This is a genomic window from Prosthecobacter debontii, from assembly GCF_900167535.1.
Taxonomy (GTDB): Bacteria; Verrucomicrobiota; Verrucomicrobiia; order Verrucomicrobiales; family Verrucomicrobiaceae; genus Prosthecobacter; species Prosthecobacter debontii.
This window is the reverse complement of record NZ_FUYE01000013.1, coordinates 25,203-43,128: the sequence shown is the minus strand read 5'-3', so window position 1 is coordinate 43,128 and position 17,926 is coordinate 25,203. Positions and strand designations below refer to the sequence as shown.

Below are 17,926 nucleotides of genomic sequence, written 5' to 3'. Positions count from 1 at the left end.
CGCCAAGTAAGCGACCTCTCGGCATGATTCATTCGTGGGGCGACCTCCGGATCGCTCGCCACCTTCGCCGGAGGCGGAGAGCCTCCGGCCTGGAGTTGCTGCAGCGCATCCTATTCCTGCGGCGTCATCTCAACAATCACGCTGCCAGTTGTGGTGGTTCCGATCTTCTTCATTTCTTGGAATGGAGGTTCGCTAATCTCCGGAGGTGAATCTCTGACACGACCTCAACGAGTAAAGGGATTGTTGTGCCAAGAGAAGCTGTGGCGTGGCTGTAAAGGTCGAATTGCTCCAATGCGTCCGGAAAAATGTGCTGTGACAAACATAAATCGAGCAAATCTCCAGAACTCTTCACACTCGGGAGAATCTCAAGGCTGTTCGAACGTGCAGACAGAGTCGCGAGCATGTAGCAAGCCTTGAAGATACTCGGCGGCCCAGTTCCAGCAGTCTTCTGTGACTCCGCGGCTATAATACTGCGATAAATGCGAAGGCGATCATCGAACCAGAGGTCGGGATCCCAACCTCTGTTAAAGTTGAGGCTGTGGTAGCTCCGAATCGCTAACGCTCCATCCTGAGCTTTCGATATGAGCAGCTTGAGAAGAACGTCGTAGCCCCTGATTGGTTCAGGCTGCTGATCATGCCAGTGCTGCACCCAGAAGAACATGAATGGTGCATACTCAGCCTGTGCAAATCTCGACGATCTGTCCGCCCTCTGAGGCTTATACGATCTGACGGAATCTAACATCAATCGTTCCGCCGTGGAAAGCAGCTCTTCTGCCGTTGCATCATCAAACTGCCCCTTCGGTTCAGGTTGTGAACGGCCTCCAAAGAACGACAATACTCGCTGAAAGATGGTCATGGTACTAGGCTTCGAAGTTAGGCATAGTGGTTATGACGATGTGGTTTGTTCTTTTTTGTTTTTTTAGTCGATGATGCCGCGCCAGAATTCTTCTCCTTGCTCGGCAGCAATATGAAAAAACACATTTCTGAAGGTAGCATTAAGAAGATCTGAGGCCGTGTAATTCAGTGATTTAGCATACTTGAGACTCGAATCGACCCCATCACTGAACTCAACTCCAGCGGCGCCAGCTTCCTTCGCTAGGGCATGTATTGTTGAGAGCAAAGCCTTGCTTTCCTACGGCTTTGATAAGGGAGTGTAATGGCGCTTCAACCACGCGCAAAGCCCATCAAGACCCGGCATTAACACTCTTTCATTGATATTGCACTGATCGAGCTTGTCTCGGAACTCCCATTTGAGCGCCGATGGAATAATGATTTTCTTCGCATCGACCTTGGCGCTTACGGTCGGATGCTTTAACCAATCATCAAATGCCAGAAAGGGGTCACTTAACGCCGAAAAATATGCGAATTGGTTGATTACTCGGTCATCAATTGATGGTGGTTCGAAAAACACAGCCACTTCGTTCGACGATGAAGAATGTCCGTTCAGTGCTTCGATGCTAGGAATTCCTACACATAGCGCATCGATTGAGAAAATCTTCGAGCCATACTCCCTCAACACCTTTGTTTCCTTTGCCTGAAGAAGTTCATGCACTTGGGCAAAATTGACCTTCCAAATTGCTGCATCGGGAGTGGTTCGCGAAACGAGATTTGCCGTAGCAAAGTGAGTCGCAATCAAGGGAGAATATGACCAATCAAGAAGACGGGTCGGCAAGCCGTGATGCTGGGCAACTGTCAACCAATGCCAGTCGGTGTCTCGCTCAACGACGTCACGAGCCGCATACTTTTTAAACTGCTTTAGCAAATTTTCCTCCATCCCAGGGTAAGGAGGAGTAAGCCGAGCAATTCCTGGCTTTAGAGAGTAGTCCTTATTAGACACACCTCGATAAGCGAAGTTAGACCTGAACCGATGAGTCCGCTTATTCTCAGTGTCCGCGAACAAGGCTAGATTTAGGGATTCCCAAGAATCAATCGTAATTTCTTCAATCATACCGTAACGGATATTTTTTGCAGAACAGTTCAATTAGCGCGCTACTATTTTCATCTGACAAGAAGCGGTTCCCATTTCCAGATCATGGCTGAGCCAGAAAGCCATCCATACTCCGTGCAAAATATCGATCCTGGAGATTTTACCAAACCTTTTATGAAGGCAGGACTAAAAATTGCATGGAAGGAGTTGTCAGGGATGGGGGAGAATGGATAGTGGCATCGCTGCGATGGGTTTGATGGGGCGGCTCGATGCTGGGCTCATGGGTGGTTCCTTCGATTTCAAATTTGTCTTAGGTTTTTTATTCACATTTCGGGCATTACCCTGGTTTCACCCACGGCTTATGACAGGCTATTCAAAACCTGTTCTGCATTTTCCACTGATTCAACTCGGTCACCTTCGATGAACGCCTGCGCTATGATCCGATGCTCTTGCTGGCCTCCGATCGGGGGCTTGGGTGGGGATTTGGCGGAGGTGGGGGCTTGGGGCGAGGGGGGAAGTTTCCAGCCGATTCAGGGAGGCCAGCAGAATGGGGATTTGAGTGGGCGTTTCTGAATCTGTGGAAGATCGGAGAGGTGGGTTACTGGTGCCTTGGCCGTGCGACATTGGAGGCAGGCAGATGGCTCGTCGCGTTCATCGGTAGGGAAGCGCTGCGTCGCGTCCGAAGCTTATGGGCGAAGGAGGGGCGGAGCCCAAGCGGTATTGAAAGGCCAAACGATGTCCATGGTTGTCCCGCCTCCTTCGCCCGCAGAACAGGGACCCAGCGCAGCGGTTCCCTACCAAGGTGCGATGGCGTCAGCTGTCCCGCGACTGCGGTGATCTTGCCGTCATCACGAAGCCAGGATGGCCTCACGCCCTTGTTGAAGAAAGCGGGGCGTTCAGACTCAAGCTCAGGCGGTGCGACTGGGGGGCGAACGAGCGAGACTGCTCCACAAGCACATCGTCTACATGATGAAATCTGCAGCCGCGTGAGCGGCTTGAGCACCAAAGGTGCGACATCCCTCAGCCTGGGGTGCAACCCCAGGAACTCGGCAAACACGTGCCGTTCAGTTTCACATGAAGCCCTGAAGGGGCGGGACTCGACTCTGGATCGGGATGCGGTGTCGAGCGTCGCCCTTACAGGGCTCAACCTCATTCCCCAAGATTCGGGGCGGGTTATTCCCAGGGCTGCACCCTGGGCTAAGGAATCCCTCGCCCTTGGCGCTCGACGCTTTTGGCCTCCGCTGGAGTTTCATGAGCCAGGGCTCGTCGGGTCCTGAGATGGACCATCTTGGAGGGAGGAATCTCCAACCGATTCAGGGAAGCCAGCAGATTTTGGGTTTGGGTCAATCGGCGGGCCTTTCTGAATCTGTGGGAAATCGAAGAGAAACACATTCTCTCCTGGAGGGATGAAACCGTCCTCTCTTGGTCCTGGGTCATTTCTTTATCGCTCTTCCTTACCGAGTTGCGCAGTGCGCTTTTCTTCAAGCACATTCCAGACCTCGGAACTTCGAGCGATGAGGTAGGGTGGAACTCGAGCCACCCCTCTGGCTATCCTCAAAGTAGCCGTTCCATCACTAGCCAGCGCCTCGATGCTATCAACCTTTGTCCAACGATCAAACATGAGGTCTAGATTGGTCGCATGGAGAACAAACTTGGCAGTCCAAGTGGCTGTGGCTGAGGTATCAGATCGCTTGCAATACAAACAGCAAAGATAGTCTGATCCAATATTATAGCGCTCGACACATAGCACCAGCATCACCGCAAGCCGGTCCGGTGAAACCCTCGCGTCGTAAATCCAAGTCGCGTAGGGGATGGAGATCGGAAGCTCACGGCCGGGAAGATAGAAGAACTTGCACCCACCATCGTAGCCGACCTGTGCAGCAAGGCCATCTCCAAGGTCCAGGCACGAAATCCGATCATTCGCTGCAAAACTCAAAGAGCATAAACCGAGGAGAATAAGAATGGCGGCGATCTGAGTTTTCATGGTGCACGATCCGGTTGATTTGACGAACGTCAGAGAGGTGGGACGGTGGTGTCAAGCATCTACTTGAAGGCTGGTTGCCGTTGCCCTCAACATTTTGTTCGGCCCTGGTTGTTATGTCGCAAGCTATCATTGAGGGTTGAAGCTAGGCTAGGGATAAGGTTTGACAGCTGGCCCTTCAGTCCGCTGCCAATGACGCCACAATCTGTGGAAGCCCCCAAAGTGGAAACCACAGGAGAAGGCCCAAAGACATGGGCGCAAAAAGGTAATCCCAAGGCCCCAAACCTACCTCCAATGAGTCGCGTATCCAGAGATAGGGCTTGAAGGGAATGATCGCGACCGGAACAACGAACGTGTGAAAGCGATGCTCAAATGACGATGTGTCGGTTTCAAGACGGACATGACACCACGACGATGTGCGAGTGCGCAGGTTTCCAAGCCCGAAAAATGCGGCCCCATAAAGCGCAGCAATGATCCCTGAAAGGCGCAAGGCTGTGAGCTTCATAACGATATGCTTCTCCTCTTAGTCGAACGTCTAATCGGTGGAGATGGTAAACACAAGACCCCGCTGATAAGGACTGAGTGCAACCGAGCCGTTGCTTCCGTCGGTCGTCTCGAAGTAATCCGAGCCCTGCCTTGAACTCTTGTGCTGCCAATCCGAGGGGAACTCAATTCTCCACTCATCGGTGCTTACAGTGATCGCATCTGCCATAGACTCTGTTTGTTGGCCGGACGTCGAAGGCCTGGCACCCGCTAACGGGAGTGCGCCTCCGATTCTGGTTGAGGTTTGTCGCCACCCGTCGAATCCGATTCGGATCGGGTAACGGGTTGTCCTGCGCTGCCTTGTTCCGTCAACTTTAACGGCTCAAGGGTGACTCCGACCATGATGAAAAGCAAACCAAAGATCATCGGCATGAGGGTAAAGAGGATTCTGTTGGATGGTGTGATTTGCTCACCGGCATCACCGCTTTCGTCGATGAGAATATCCACCTCTTCTCCGATAATAGGCTGCTTTCCTGATCCGTATTTAGACACGAAAGTGGTGAGCCCAAGCGCATCTTCAAATTGAATCTTGGGATTGTAAGTAACCCCATCGTTGTCACGATCCTCCGTGAAACCGATGATCCTTCCGCGGCGCCTCCGCCAGCCTCGTCTCTTCCACCACGTATATTCATGAGCGATCGCAAGAACGATCGCCAGAGCGCCAAACGCAACGAATCCTATGACTCCGATCTTGTGCATCAATTCTTAGTGGAACGTCGAAGTCCTCTCACACCTGACCGAGGGCGCGGCTTCGACTGTGGGTTAAGGGTGGAATCATCATGACGCTTTCGAATCATGGCGGGTGAGGGCTTTCTACTCTGGCTCGTTCGCTTCGTGTTTATCCGCCCCTTGGTTATGTGTCGGCTGCTATTCATGGCTTCTTGGGCGCGGACTCTTTCTCGGTGTGATGCTCAATCCACTGTTGGAGTGTGCGAGACTCATCCCACAGACCAAGCCTGCTTGTGAGCTTGGCGAGTGCGATGAAATCGTGACAATACCAACGTGGCTCGGCGACGTCGGGCAACGCCGAAACGCCAGTGCAGCCGAAACACACCTCGATAGCGGCAACCACCACACCCGTATCTGAGTAGAAAACAAAGATGTGGTGTGGGTCGTAGCAAGCAGTTGGCGAAACAACCTCTTTAGCGTTGATAGCCGAAGTGAGCGTATGAATGTCTTCCGGCTTCAAGTCGGCGGCCTTCGTCTTCTGCCTCTCGAGCAAAGCGGAATCAAGCCGCCCGCTGCGTAGCAGGGTGAAGCCACTCGGGATAGGCCGCTTGGAGTCCTCGCTCGGAATACGAAATCGGTATCCTACGACCTTGGCATAAGCGGGAGGTGTCCAAGCGGTCTTCGGCTCAGGAGCAGCTTTGTCTCCCCCGCTCGTTGTGACAGCACCCAATGCAAAAAACAGGGCGATAGCAAGGAATCGTATCATAGCGGGTAGCGCGCTGCGTTGGGCGAACCTCTCGGATCAAGCGACGGCGAGCGCAAGACTCCGCTCAAGTGACCGACTGCTACGAGCCGTTGCCTCAAGCGTTTTGTTCGGCCTTCGTTGTGCGTGGGTTCTCATTCAAGTAGCCAGTAGAGCGCTACCACGGTGATGGGTGGTAGGACGATAAGAAGATGGTATTTGAAGGTGGTCTGGTAATACGCTCGCAAGTACGTCCCCCAGCGCTCTCTGAAGCTCAACTTAAAGTAATCAGGTTTCTGAGTCTTAAAGATGTCGTAGTCAATCGGAGTGTGGTTCTCGTAGCGATCAAGTGTTCGCTCATAATCCTGAGTGATCTGTCGAATAGCTGAGGCCCTCTTGGTGCTGTCCTCTTCGAGTTCCTTTGCCTGCCGGAGAGCATCATAGAGCTTCCCGACTTGAATGGCGCAATCGTGGTAAAGATAGGATCGTAATGCATAACGACGAGATGACTCTAGGAGACTGTATGCCAAAACGAGAATGGAGATACCGACGGAGCTAAGCCCAAGCAACGAAGGAGGAACCTTCTCGTTCACACTCGGCATGAATACAGGAACGAGACCAATGATGATCAGATAAGCTGTCAGAAACGTGATCGCTGTCGTGGATGCGTCTGAGATCTTCTCAAGGCGCTGAGCGGCACAAAATCGTGAGCCCTTCGTAACCCATAGCTTGTAGTTCAGTTCCTTGCTCCAGTCGTTCTCCTGCAAGTAGCTTGCTAGAACCTGCTTGGAGTCCGTGGGTACAAGCTGCGTAGAATGATCGCTACTTTTTGGCATACTAGCAATGATTTCTGTTTGTTGGTCGAACAGTGGAATGAGTATGCTGCATATCAGTTTAAAAGAATAAGCAGCAGTTCATTTCCTAGTTATGAATGAGCCGGAAGGCCCGTCAAATCAAGGGTGGAAAGGTTTGGGGCAGCGTAGTGGGTTGCCATCCACGCCTTGTTCTCCCATTTTCATTCTGTGGCGGTGATGATGACCTTGCCGCCGTCTGGCACATCGCGAATCTGGGCCGCGAGGTCTGCATGAAAGAGGATCAACTCGCCTGAGGGCACCGGTCGCAAGGAAGCGCCCCCGCTAGACTCGGCCATACAAAAGGGCGGGTAGGCAAGGAGCAGGAATCCGGGCTCAAGCTGATGATCCAAACCCACGTTCAGGTAGGCGGCGATATCCCCATCGATGCCAGCCATAAACGATTCGAGATCCGAAGCAAATCGATCAACTTTGCCAGTCTCAGCGTCCAACCGAAATACCTCTTCGCTGCGGAGCAAATACTGGTCGCCCATCTGATCCTGCGCGAAAGGAATGTCGGTCTCGAAAACGGAGGGATAAAGGCGATGAAATGAATGATCACCATACCAAGCCTTCCGAAGCGAGTGCCAATCTGGCTGATCAACGCATCCACGGAAATGAATCGCTCCATAGCGGAGAATGAACCCGGCTGGATGAGCGATCATCACTCTAAGCCCTGCTGGTAACGCCGCTAACAACTCTGCGTCATCTGATTCACCGCCGTTCCATGTCCGATGTGCTGGATTCATTTTGGAGAGAATAGTTTACCATCTTTCACCGCCCCTGCACGCGGACATCCTCCACCTGCTGCACCTCGCGTTCCATTTCTGCGGGAGAGGGTGTCCGCAGGAGGGTGAGGATCATGCTGCCAAGGATGTAAATCAGTCCCGCGCCCAACCCCGCTCCAAGCGCGATGAAGCGACGCTGCCAGACATTGTCACGCGAGATGAGCGTGTAGAAGCGCAGGCAGAGCAGCGCCCAGAGGAGGCAGAGCAAAAAGAGGCCAGCTTTCAGGAGCATGGTGGCAGTCAATCAGAAGGCGGAATGCATGACGAGTGAAAAACAACGGCTCAGGATTGCGAAATCAGCCGGATTCTTTTCAGGAATTTTCCCTGGAAGTGCTTGACGCTGCGCGTGGGTGCCTATCCTTCCCACCTTTCCCCCTTTGCCAATGAACGACAACCCGATCCAGAAAGCTGATGTCCTCCTCGAAGCCTTGCCCTACATGCAGGGATTCCGAGGCTGTACCTTTCTGATCAAGGTCGGCGGCAGCGCCATGGAGGACCCTGCGGTGGTGGATACCTTCCTGAAGGACGTGGTTTTCCTGGAAGCCGTGGGCATCAATCCTGTGATCGTGCACGGCGGTGGCAAGGCCATCTCGAAGGCCATGAAGGACAGCGGTCTGGAAGCCAAGTTCATCAATGGCATGCGCGTCACCGATGAGGAGACGATCAAGATCGTGGAAGAAACCCTGGCCCGGGTGATCAACCCCGAGATCGTGAACAAGATCAATGCCTTTGGCGGCAAGGCCGTGGGCGTGCCCGGCACGGAGGTCTTCACTGGTGAAAAGATGAAGGGCGATCTCGGCTGGGTGGGCGAGGTGAATGACTGCAAGCTCGGTCTGATCCAAGCGGCGGTGGCCGGTGAATTCGTCCCGGTCGTCTCCCCCGTCGCCCGTGAGCAAGTGAGTGGCAGGACGCTGAACGTGAATGCTGACCTCGCCGCCTGTGCCCTGGCCACACGGATGAAGGCGACCAAACTGATTTTCCTGAGCGATGTGCGCGGCGTGATGCGCGATCCGAAGGACAACGAAACCCTGATCCCCAGCCTGGACCCGGCGGCGATCGAAGGCCTGAAAAAGGAAGGCATCATCAGTGGAGGCATGATCCCGAAAGTGGACTCCTCCCTGGAATCCCTCCGAGGTGGCGTGGGGAAAGTGCACCTGATCGACGGTCGCATTCCTCACGCACTGATTCTGGAGATCTTCACGGATGTGGGGATCGGAACCGAAATCCACCTGTGATCGTGCCGATCCGACACGGGTGACCCAAGACAACTTTTTTCAGGATTAACAAGATGGATAGAATGAATGACTTTGAGCCCGCGTGGCTGGACCAGTATGTGATGCCTAACTACGGGCGGTTTCCCGTGTGGCCGGTGCGCGGAGAGGGACCTTACCTGTGGGACACGGAAGGTAAGAAGTATCTCGACTTTGCAGGCGGTGTGGCGGTGTGCCCCCTGGGACACTCCCACCCGGAAGTGGCGGAGGCCATCGCTGAACAGGCGAAGACCCTCATCCATGTCTCCAACTGGTATTGCATCAAGGGCCAAGCTCAGCTGGCCCGCGTGATCGTGGAGGAGATGGTGAAGATCCCCGGCAAGTGCTTCTTCTGCAACAGCGGCGCCGAGGCCAATGAAGGCATGATCAAGCTGGCCCGTAAATACGGCGTCACCAAGCCCCTGGCGGATGGTAGCCCACGCTATGAGATCATCACCTTTACCGGCAGCTTCCATGGCCGCACCTTCGGCGCGATGAGCGCGACGGCTCAGGAGAAGATTCATGGCGGCTTCGGCCCCATCGTGCCGGGCTTTGTCTATGTGCCCTTCAACGATGCTGAAGCGCTGAAGAAGGCCATCACGGATAAAACCGTGGCCATCCTGTTTGAGCCTGTGCAAGGCGAGAGCGGCGTCAATCCCGTGACGCCGGATTTCCTGCGCACGGTCAACTCCCTCTGCCAACAGCATGACCTGCTGATGCTGCTGGATGAAGTGCAGTGCGGCTTTGGCAGAACGGGGGAAACCTGCGGCTGGCGCTCCATCGTCCCTGGGGATGAGATCAAGCCCGATGCCATCAGTTGGGCTAAATCCATCGGCAGCGGTTACCCGCTCGGTTCCTTCTGGATCCAAGATCGGGCCCTGGCGGAACATGACGCCCGTAAGCTCTGCGACCTCCTCGGCCCAGGCACCCATGGCACCACCTACGGCGGCAGTCCCCTGGCCTGCGCGGCGGGTCTGGCCACGCTGAATGTCATCCTGCGGGACGACCTCCCGGCCCGCTCGGCCAAGCTGGGCAGGCAGATCGCCGGTGAAGTCGCTTCCTGGAAGCATCCCCTCATCACGGACATCCGCGCCTTTGGCATGATGATCGGCTTTGAGCTGAATGAGGAGGCCCTCATGCAGAAGGCAGCCGTCAAAGACTCTGGCAAGATCGCCTCCATCTATGTGGCCAAAGCCATGCTGGATGCCGGTCTCCTCGTCGTGCCTGCCGGGCCGAAAGTCGTGCGCTGGCTGCCGCCGATGAACCTCACGGAAGCCCACGCCACCGAAGCCCTCGGCATCTTCCAAACGACCCTCGATCAGCTGACAACCCTTGGTTAGACAGGATTGACACGATTTCAGGATTCACGGGATTTTCCAACATCCGATCATCCTAATCTGAACTTCCTGTTAATCCTGTCATCTTGTTAATTCTGTTCAAAGAAACTCCCCTTTCCCCATGAAACATCTCCTTTCCATCGAGCAGCTCAGTGGAGCCGAAATCGAACATTTGCTCGAACAAGCCGCCGTCCTGAAGAAGAACCGCAAATCGTCTCCTCAGGTGTTAGCCGGACAGCAATGGGCCCTGATTTTCTCCAAGTCTTCCACCCGCACTCGGGTGAGCTTCGAGGTCGGTGTGCGCGAGCTCGGTGGTCAGGTCATGTTCCTCTCCAGTGCCGACATTCAGTTAGGCCGTGGAGAGCCGATCAAGGACACCGCGCGTGTGCTGGGCCGCATGATTGATGGAGCCATCATCCGCACCTTCGCTCAGCAGGATGTCGTGGACTTTGCCGAATACAGCGGCATCCCCACCATCAACGCCCTGACCGACGATGAGCATCCTTGCCAGATCCTGGCCGACCTCCAGACGATCAACGAGCGTTTTGGAAGCTGGAAAGGCAAGCGCGTCAGCTTCCTCGGCGATGGCGACTGCAACGTCGCTCGCTCCTGGATCTGGGCCAGTGCCCGACTGGGTTTTGAGCTGGTCATCGGGGCACCAAAAGAGTTCCAGCCTGCGGCGGATTTCATGGCCAAGATCCCTGGCAACACCGTGACCATCACGGATGATCCCAAGGTCTCGGTGGAAGGCATTGACGCCATCTACACCGATGTCTGGGTGAGCATGGGCAAGGAAGAAGAAGCCGCTGGCCGCATCGAAACCCTGCGCCCCTGGCAGATCAATGCCGAGCTGATGAAGCACGCCAAGCCAGAGGCCATCGTCATGCACTGCCTGCCTGCCTATCGCGGCAAGGAGATCACCGAAGAAGTGCTCGAGTTTCAGGCTCCTGTCATCTTCGACCAAGCCGAGAACCGCCTGCATGCCCAGAAAGCCGTGCTGGTGGCCGTGGCTGAAGCGTAAATTGTAGGCCAGTTGCGCCGCAACTGGCTTTCATTTCATCATTCTGCGTCACTCCTCTCCATCGAACAGTTGCAGCGCAACTGGGCTACTTTCATTTCATGCACCGCCATACCTTTACCGACCGAGTTCAGTTCGCCGATACGGACATGGCGGGCATCGTTCATTTCTCCAACTTCTTCCGCTACATGGAGCGGGTGGAGCATGACTTCTTCCGGGCCTTAGGCATGTCCATCTGGGACAAAGCCGCCGAGATCCCCGTCGAGGAGCGTGTCGGCTGGCCTCGTGTGCATGTCTCCTGCGATTTCAAAGCCCCGCTGGTCTTTGAAGAAGAATTCACCATGGAGCTTCTCGTGGTGGAGATTCGCAGCAAGACGATTCGTTATCTCATCCGCTTCTGGAAACAGAACGGCGAGCTGAGCGCCGTGGGTCAACTCGTCGCTGCCAGCGTCCGCCGAGATGAGCATGGCAAACTGAAAGCGGTGCCCATCCCCGAACGCATTCGCCAGCGCATCAGTGTCGCTCCGCCAGAGTTGTTAAAGCTCGACTAAGCGCTGCGCTTTCGGCATGATCCAGGGTGAATGTCATCTTCCCCCTGCCGCACCTGCCTCCGGCCCTGCAACGCGACCAAGCCTGAGCGTTCACCCCCATCGCTGGAATTGTTGTCTCGGCGTGAATGGGTCAAACGCTTTGCCTTAGGGTCTGCCGTGGCTCTCGGGTCGGCATGGAAGGGCCAGCTCTTGGCGGATATCTCGCCAACCACAGCCTCCAGCAATATCATCACGCTCAAGATCGGCAGCTATGCGGCGCTGCAAAACAGCTATGGCTCCATGCGCTTCTCGATTTTTGGGGAGAGTGTGCCCGATGGGGTGATCCTCGTCACCCGGGCTCCGGGGAATGTTTTTCATGTCGTCAGTGCGCATTGCACTCACGAAGGCTGCACGGTGGAAGCTTACAATCCCAATGCCAGCGTCCCCTCCATTGAATGCCTTTGCCACGGGTCCGTTTATGACATCCAAGGCCGAGTCATTACCGGCGCCATGGATAACCAAGAAGACCTGCCGACCTACAACACAACGTATGCAAACGGGGACCTGCACATTGAGATTCCGAATTTAAACCTCAAGGTCAACCAAGTCACACTGGCGTCATTCAGCGGTAACAACAAGCGTCTCCGCCTCAGCTTCCCTGCACGAAAAGGAGGCATTTATAAACTCAGCTACACTCCTGATCTGAAGACCGCTCCCACATCCGTGATGTTCTCCACGACAGCCAATGGCGCCATCAATACGTCTCAAGTGATTCAAAGTGCCGATGCCACCCGTCATTTGTGGGTGGCCTCGACAGCGAAACGTGGGTTTTACCTCGTGGAGTTGCTCGTGCAGGTTTACTGAGAGGCTGTCTGAAAATAGTCTGACAGCACGTCCAATTTCAAGGAGCGGCACTTGCCAAGTGCCGTGGGACGCGGTGTAAAGGAAGAACGTGACATTTCCTAAGCCGTGACTTTGGCAAGTCACGCTCCTTGCGTGGGACTTTTCAGACAGCCTCTGAGAGCTTCCTGCCAGCCTCACCTTAGGGCTTCAGCACAGGTAGCAGTTGCAGAGCATCCATGATCACAAATCCCTCCGTGCCTGCATTGCTCACCGTAATCGTACTCTCCCCTTCCTGGGAAAGAGTCACGCGTCCGATGCTGCGGAAGGCTTCACCACTGGGCAGCGGCTGCGTTTGATCCGCCAGCAGTGTCGTTTCTTTGCCACCACTCACAATGAGAACAGGCACTTTTTGAGCCCGTGTCGCGTGGGCTGAGTAAGCCATGCGCACTTCATAGTCGCCCGCTTGAGGTGCCTTGAAGCGGAAGATCGCTTTCGATCGTCCATTGCCCACTTGGTTATCATGCATGTAACCCGTGCCGATGTAGGGCTTAAAGCCTGATGAGCTGCTCCAGCTTCCCACCAACTCGGCTTGGGCATCATCCAAAACAAGCCCGGGCAAAGAGGCTGGAGCGATGCTCACCGGACCTTTCGGCTCCGGTGGCAGTTCAGGCAGCATCGGGAGATCCAGCACCTGCTTCTGAGCCAACAAACGCTCCTTGAGCGCTGGATAAGGCAGAGCCTGCACAGTGGTGTCTTGCTTGGCGGCAAGAGCGGCCGCGATGCCTGCACTCTGGCCCAGAATCATCCAGGTCGGCTCCACACGAATGGAGGAGATGGCCACATGCGTGCAGGAGAGCGCCACAGGCACCAGCAGGTTATCACATTCCTTGGCCTCAGGCAGGATGCTGCGATACGGCACCTGATAGGCATAACCATGTCGGCGACCAGGAATACGCACGGGCATGATGGTGCCCTCATTGATCACCCCGCCGTCTTTCAACGCCACACGCTGGCAGTCGTGGGAATCGATCGGGAAGGAAGAAATCACAATCGGATCCTCCTTTTCCGGCTGCTCCAAGATGTCTCTCTGAGACAGCACATACAGGCCCTTCATACGGCGACCTTCACGCACATAAAGCTGCGGGGACCAGTGGTCATAGGCGGGGAACTCATCTTTGCACAAACCATACTCGCCCAGCTCCTGGCGCAGATGCTCCGGCACCGCAGGATCGGTGGTCAGGAAGTGGTAGAGTTCCAGCGTGTATTGTTTGTGCTCCTCCCAGATCTTCGCACGTCCGGCTTCATCGGCCTCACTCCAGCCGTTGCAGGCACCGACCAAGCCCATGGAGAACTGTTTACCGATGCCATTATTCGCATCAAATTTTTTGTTAGGCAGTTCGTAAAGGTCCCAAAGGATGTGCGGGCGCTTTTCAACAGCAAAATAACGACGCACCGCCTCGAAACGAGCGGGATCATAGTTCGCAGGCTGAGGGAAAGGCACACGGTTAGCTGCCTCCTTGGTCACGCAGAGACGGAAGCTGTAAACCATGACGTTTTGATCGCCATCCTCTTCAGGGCCCGCATCATCGGTGGTCAGCAAAGGCAGCAGCTTACCCTCGGCATCGAAGCCGTTGATAGGCATCTTTGTCTTGGGATACTGTTTCCCAGCGTAGGACTCCCCATACGCTTTTTTCCCCTCGCGTCCTATGGTCCAGCTCACCCCGGCAGCCGCCATCAGGTCCCCTTCATAGGTGGCATCGACAAACACCCGCGCCTTGAACTCGCCATTCGTCGTCTGCACCGAGGTGATGCGTGCGCCTTCCTTCACGGTGCTCTTCAGCACTCGCTGGGTCAGCACCTGCACCTTGGCTTCATCCAGCATTTGCTGCGTGATGCGCATGGCCACGCTGGGTTCATAGGTCCACTTGCTCTGATCTTTGACGCTGACCTTATACGGCAGCTCGATCCCTCGTGCTTGATAGTCCTTTTCGACCCGGCTATGCCATTCATCAAAGAGGCCCATCACCGTGCTGCGCACCGTCTGATTGGAGTCGCTGAAGCTCAAACCACCGGTATTAACGCCCCCGACATGATCCGTCGGCTCCAGCAAAATCACGGATGCCCCTTCACGAGCCGCTGCAATCGCAGCACAGAAGCCCCCAGGTGTCGCGCCATAAACGATGACATCGGATTCCGTGGCGGCGTGTAAAGGCGCCACGAAGGCGGCGAGAAGGAGCCAGAGTCTTTTCATGGTGGGTCGGTTGGGTCAGGAATGAGGTTGTTGGGCCATAAGGCCACGGGCGACAGGTTTTGGACAAAATAAAAGAGCGGGAGTTCCTTTGTCACCCTCACAGGTCAGGGCCAGCCCTTGCATTTCCCACTTTCTCCGCCAATCTGCGCGCCCCATGTCAGCCACCGACACGCGCGAAGTCATTTTGGAAGCCCGCGATCTCACCCGTGAATTCGACGGAGTGAAGGCCCTGGACCGTTTTTCCTTCAAGCTGCACCGGGGAGAGATCCTAGGCCTGCTGGGAGCCAATGGCGCGGGCAAGACCACGGCCATGAATTGCCTGCTGGGCCTCACCCTTCCCACCTCCGGTGATTTGTTTGCCTTCGGCAAGCCTCTGCAAAAGCATCGCATCGAGATTCTCAAGAAGACCAACTTTTCCTCGGCTTATGTCGCGCTGCCTGGAAACCTCAAAGTCTGGCAAAATCTCATCGTCTTTGCCCAGATCTACGGCGTGAAGAACCCCAAGCAGAAAATCAATGATCTGCTGGAGATGCTGGAAGTCAGTCATCTGAGAAACCGCGTCACAGGCCAGCTTTCCGCCGGTGAATCCACCCGTGTGAATTTGTGCAAGGCTTTCCTCAACGATCCCGAATTGCTGATGCTGGATGAACCCACAGCAAGCCTGGACCCGGACATCGCCGACAAGGTGCGCAAGGTCGTGCGCAAGGTGCAGAGTGACCGCGACATCGGCATCCTCTACACCAGCCACAACATGCGCGACATCGAGGAAGTCTGTGACCGCGTGATCTTCCTGCACAAAGGCAAGATCGTCGCCGAAGGCACACCCGATCAGATCGTGCAGAAGTTCTCCGAAACATCGCTGGAGGATGTCTTCATCAAGATCGCCCGCAGTGGGGATCTGGAGGCGTGACCACATCAGACCACACGGCAAGATTTTCAGGATTAACAGGAAGCTGAATCGATATGAACTTGAGAGTTATTTGGGCCTTGGTGCTCCGCTACATTTTTCTCTACACGCGCAACCCCGTGCGTCTCGTGGAGATGGTCTTCTGGCCTGTCGTGGATCTACTCGTCTGGGGAAATTTAACCCTATTCCTTCAGCGCAACAGCAGCCATCAGTTTGGCAATGATATCCTTTTCTTGTTAGGCGCAATGATCCTATGGGACATCATGTTCCGTGCTCAACAAGGGGTCGCCATCTCCTTTCTGGAGGACGTCTGGACACGCAATCTTCTCAACGTATTCGTCGCCCCAGTGCGCACCTCGGAGTATCTTGCGGCGACCTTTGCCGTAGGCGTGCTGCGTATTTTGGTCACCGGTGTCGTGTTGGGATCCATTGCCTGGTTTGGTTATGCCTTCAATGTCTTTGTGCTGGAATGGTGGTTGGTGCCGTTCTTCCTCAACCTCATGCTCTTTGGCTGGGCACTTGGTATGATCTCTACCGCCCTCATTCTGCGCTGGGGACAGGCCGCCGAATCCCTGGCCTGGGCCGTGCCGTTTTTCATTCAGCCAGCGGTGGCCGTGTTTTATCCCGTGGCCGATATGCCCACATGGTCTCAACCCATTGCTTGGGCATTCCCGGCCACTTACATTTTTGAGGGCATGCGCGAGGTGATGTGGACTGGCACAATGAACCTAACCCTGCTAGTCCAGGCCTTTACGCTGAATTTGGTCTACCTAGCCGCAGCTGGTGGTCTTTTCCTCTGGATCCTGCGCCTGACCCGGAAGCGTGGCCTGCTGACCAAATTTGCCACTCAGTAGTCCGCCGATTTTTTCACCGCCAATCCCCGGCTTTCTCACAGAAGTATCAATTCCCGGCACCCGTGATGAATCACGCGTGAAAGTCTGGGGCTATGGCATGGGTATTGATTGACTTCACCCCGCACTTCCGAGTGCAATTCCCCCTCTCATGAAAAAATACAACGTCGGCATCATCGGATACGGCTGGGCAGCCACTGCGCACATTGACGCGATCAATGCAACCCAGCAGGCCCAGGTCACCGCCATCTACTCCTCTCGTCCGCTGGACAGCGCAGAACTCAGCGCCAAGCATGGGGGTGAAATCAAAGCTTACCAGAACCTGGATGCCATGATGTCTGACCCTGACATCCATGTGGTGGACATCACCAGCTACCCCAGCCAGCACCGCAACCAGGCCGTGGCTGCGGCGAATGCCAAAAAACACATCATCCTGGAAAAACCCATGGCCAACTCCCTGCAAGAAGTGCGGGAGATCGTCGCCGCGGCCAACGCCAATGGCGTGAAGGGCTGCGTGTGCTTCGAGTGCCGCTTCTCGGGCCAATTCCAATCCACCAAAGCCATCCTCGATCAAGGCCTGCTCGGTGATCTTCACTATGGCGAAGTGGACTACTACCACGGCATCGGCCCTTGGTATGGTCAGTTCCGCTGGAACATCGGTAAGAAAGACGGCGGCAGCGCCCTTCTCACCGCCGGCTGCCATGCTCTGGATGCCCTGCTCATGGTCATGCCCGGTGAAGTGGAAAGCGTCACCAGCTTCAGCACGAAGTCCAAGAGCGAGATCTTCGCCCCCTATGAGTATGACACCACCAGCGTCACTCTGGTGAAGTTCAAAAACGGGGCTGTGGGTAAAACCGCCGCCGTGGTGGACTGCCTGCAGCCCTACTACTTCCACACTCATCTCGTGGGCAGTCAGGGCAGCCTGCTGGACAATAAGATCCATTCCAACAAGCTGAAGTCCGACAAAAAAGCCTGGGGCAGCCTGTCCATGCACATGCTCGATTCTGGAGACGTGAATGATCACCCCTATCAGAACCAGTTCCAAGCCTTCTTCGACGCTCTTGACCAGGGCAAGGACATGCCTCTCACCAGCTTCAATGAATCCCTGCGCAGCTTTGAAGTCATCTTCGCCTCCGATAAGAGCGCTGAGCTCGGTGGCAAACCGGTGACGATTGCTGAGCTGGACTAAACAGAAAATTCAGGAACGAGCTCCGACTCGATTCCCGCAGGCCTCATGAGACGCTGATCTCATGGGGCTTTTCTGCGTATGGGGTTGTGCGTAAGCGGCGCCGCAGAGCGGCAACCCGTATCCGAGCTGGGTTACGACCCGAACGCTGCCTGGCTTCGTTCACCCTATCCTCAAAGCCTTCGTGAGGTTCGCTTCACGAGGGTTTTTCTTTCTTGTCTCGGTTGTCGATCGACCGCGCCGCAGAGCGGC

19 protein-coding genes are annotated in these 17,926 nt (G+C 55.3%); 8 read left to right on the top strand and 11 right to left on the bottom strand.

Features of this window, described 5'->3' with window-relative positions; genetic code table 11:
• Positions 1–169: 169 nt before the first annotated feature.
• From B5D61_RS17530 to B5D61_RS17485, 10 genes are all read right to left on the bottom strand, one after another.
• On the bottom strand, positions 170–856 hold the full coding sequence (locus tag B5D61_RS17530) for a hypothetical protein (RefSeq protein ID WP_078814730.1): 687 nt from the start codon (positions 854–856) through the stop codon (positions 170–172).
• Positions 857–1,132: 276 nt separating this feature from the next.
• Positions 1,133–1,948 carry an FRG domain-containing protein gene (locus B5D61_RS17520; protein ID WP_139373334.1) on the bottom strand — a complete coding sequence of 272 codons (816 nt, stop codon included), beginning with the start codon at positions 1,946–1,948 and terminating at the stop codon, positions 1,133–1,135.
• A 1,420-nt stretch (positions 1,949–3,368) separates the two neighbouring features.
• Positions 3,369–3,911 (bottom strand): hypothetical protein, encoded by a 543-nt coding sequence (locus B5D61_RS17515; protein ID WP_078814728.1) that lies wholly within the window; start codon positions 3,909–3,911, stop codon positions 3,369–3,371.
• A 175-nt stretch (positions 3,912–4,086) separates the two neighbouring features.
• Positions 4,087–4,413, bottom strand: coding sequence for a hypothetical protein (locus tag B5D61_RS17510; protein WP_078814727.1), 327 nt, complete (start codon positions 4,411–4,413; stop codon positions 4,087–4,089).
• Between the two features lie 30 nt (positions 4,414–4,443).
• Positions 4,444–4,620 carry a hypothetical protein gene (locus B5D61_RS26405; RefSeq protein ID WP_176159498.1) on the bottom strand — a complete coding sequence of 59 codons (177 nt, stop codon included), beginning with the start codon at positions 4,618–4,620 and terminating at the stop codon, positions 4,444–4,446.
• Positions 4,621–4,661: 41 nt separating this feature from the next.
• A complete protein-coding gene (locus B5D61_RS17505; protein ID WP_078814726.1) occupies positions 4,662–5,150 on the bottom strand; it encodes a hypothetical protein in 489 nt (162 codons plus the stop codon).
• A 172-nt stretch (positions 5,151–5,322) separates the two neighbouring features.
• Positions 5,323–5,886 (bottom strand): hypothetical protein, encoded by a 564-nt coding sequence (locus B5D61_RS17500; RefSeq protein ID WP_078814725.1) that lies wholly within the window; start codon positions 5,884–5,886, stop codon positions 5,323–5,325.
• 131 nt (positions 5,887–6,017) lie between these two features.
• The gene (locus B5D61_RS17495) at positions 6,018–6,698 is read right to left on the bottom strand and encodes an SLATT domain-containing protein (RefSeq protein WP_078814724.1); all 681 of its coding nucleotides are present in this window, start codon (positions 6,696–6,698) and stop codon (positions 6,018–6,020) included.
• Between the two features lie 179 nt (positions 6,699–6,877).
• Positions 6,878–7,462 carry a hypothetical protein gene (locus B5D61_RS17490; protein ID WP_139373333.1) on the bottom strand — a complete coding sequence of 195 codons (585 nt, stop codon included), beginning with the start codon at positions 7,460–7,462 and terminating at the stop codon, positions 6,878–6,880.
• Positions 7,463–7,487: 25 nt separating this feature from the next.
• Complete coding sequence (locus B5D61_RS17485) at positions 7,488–7,733, bottom strand: hypothetical protein (protein WP_078814722.1); 246 nt, start codon at positions 7,731–7,733, stop codon at positions 7,488–7,490.
• 151 nt (positions 7,734–7,884) lie between these two features.
• On the opposite strand from B5D61_RS17485, the gene argB reads away from it, so the two are divergent.
• From argB to B5D61_RS17460, 5 genes are all read left to right on the top strand, one after another.
• A complete protein-coding gene (gene argB, locus B5D61_RS17480; protein WP_078814721.1) occupies positions 7,885–8,736 on the top strand; it encodes an acetylglutamate kinase in 852 nt (283 codons plus the stop codon).
• Positions 8,737–8,798: 62 nt separating this feature from the next.
• Positions 8,799–10,091 carry an aspartate aminotransferase family protein gene (locus tag B5D61_RS17475; RefSeq protein WP_078814720.1) on the top strand — a complete coding sequence of 431 codons (1,293 nt, stop codon included), beginning with the start codon at positions 8,799–8,801 and terminating at the stop codon, positions 10,089–10,091.
• 118 nt (positions 10,092–10,209) lie between these two features.
• Complete coding sequence (gene argF, locus B5D61_RS17470; protein WP_078814719.1) at positions 10,210–11,109, top strand: ornithine carbamoyltransferase; 900 nt, start codon at positions 10,210–10,212, stop codon at positions 11,107–11,109.
• 98 nt (positions 11,110–11,207) lie between these two features.
• Positions 11,208–11,657: an acyl-CoA thioesterase gene (locus B5D61_RS17465; RefSeq protein ID WP_078814718.1), complete on the top strand. Its 450-nt coding sequence runs from the start codon at positions 11,208–11,210 to the stop codon at positions 11,655–11,657.
• A 30-nt stretch (positions 11,658–11,687) separates the two neighbouring features.
• Entirely contained in the window at positions 11,688–12,500 is an 813-nt protein-coding gene (locus tag B5D61_RS17460) for a QcrA and Rieske domain-containing protein (protein WP_078814717.1), read from the top strand.
• A 178-nt stretch (positions 12,501–12,678) separates the two neighbouring features.
• Here B5D61_RS17460 and B5D61_RS17455 read toward each other — a convergent pair whose 3' ends face one another.
• Entirely contained in the window at positions 12,679–14,730 is a 2,052-nt protein-coding gene (locus tag B5D61_RS17455; protein ID WP_078814716.1) for an FAD-dependent oxidoreductase, read from the bottom strand.
• A 154-nt stretch (positions 14,731–14,884) separates the two neighbouring features.
• Here B5D61_RS17455 and B5D61_RS17450 point away from each other — a divergent pair, with 154 nt between their 5' ends.
• The 3 genes from B5D61_RS17450 to B5D61_RS17440 all read left to right on the top strand — a co-directional run bounded on the left by B5D61_RS17450 (position 14,885) and on the right by B5D61_RS17440 (position 17,677).
• Entirely contained in the window at positions 14,885–15,640 is a 756-nt protein-coding gene (locus tag B5D61_RS17450; RefSeq protein ID WP_078814715.1) for an ABC transporter ATP-binding protein, read from the top strand.
• Positions 15,641–15,693: 53 nt separating this feature from the next.
• A complete protein-coding gene (locus B5D61_RS17445) occupies positions 15,694–16,491 on the top strand; it encodes an ABC transporter permease (RefSeq protein WP_078814714.1) in 798 nt (265 codons plus the stop codon).
• A gap of 148 nt (positions 16,492–16,639) precedes the next feature.
• Positions 16,640–17,677: a Gfo/Idh/MocA family protein gene (locus B5D61_RS17440; RefSeq protein ID WP_078814713.1), complete on the top strand. Its 1,038-nt coding sequence runs from the start codon at positions 16,640–16,642 to the stop codon at positions 17,675–17,677.
• Positions 17,678–17,926 lie beyond the last annotated feature (249 nt).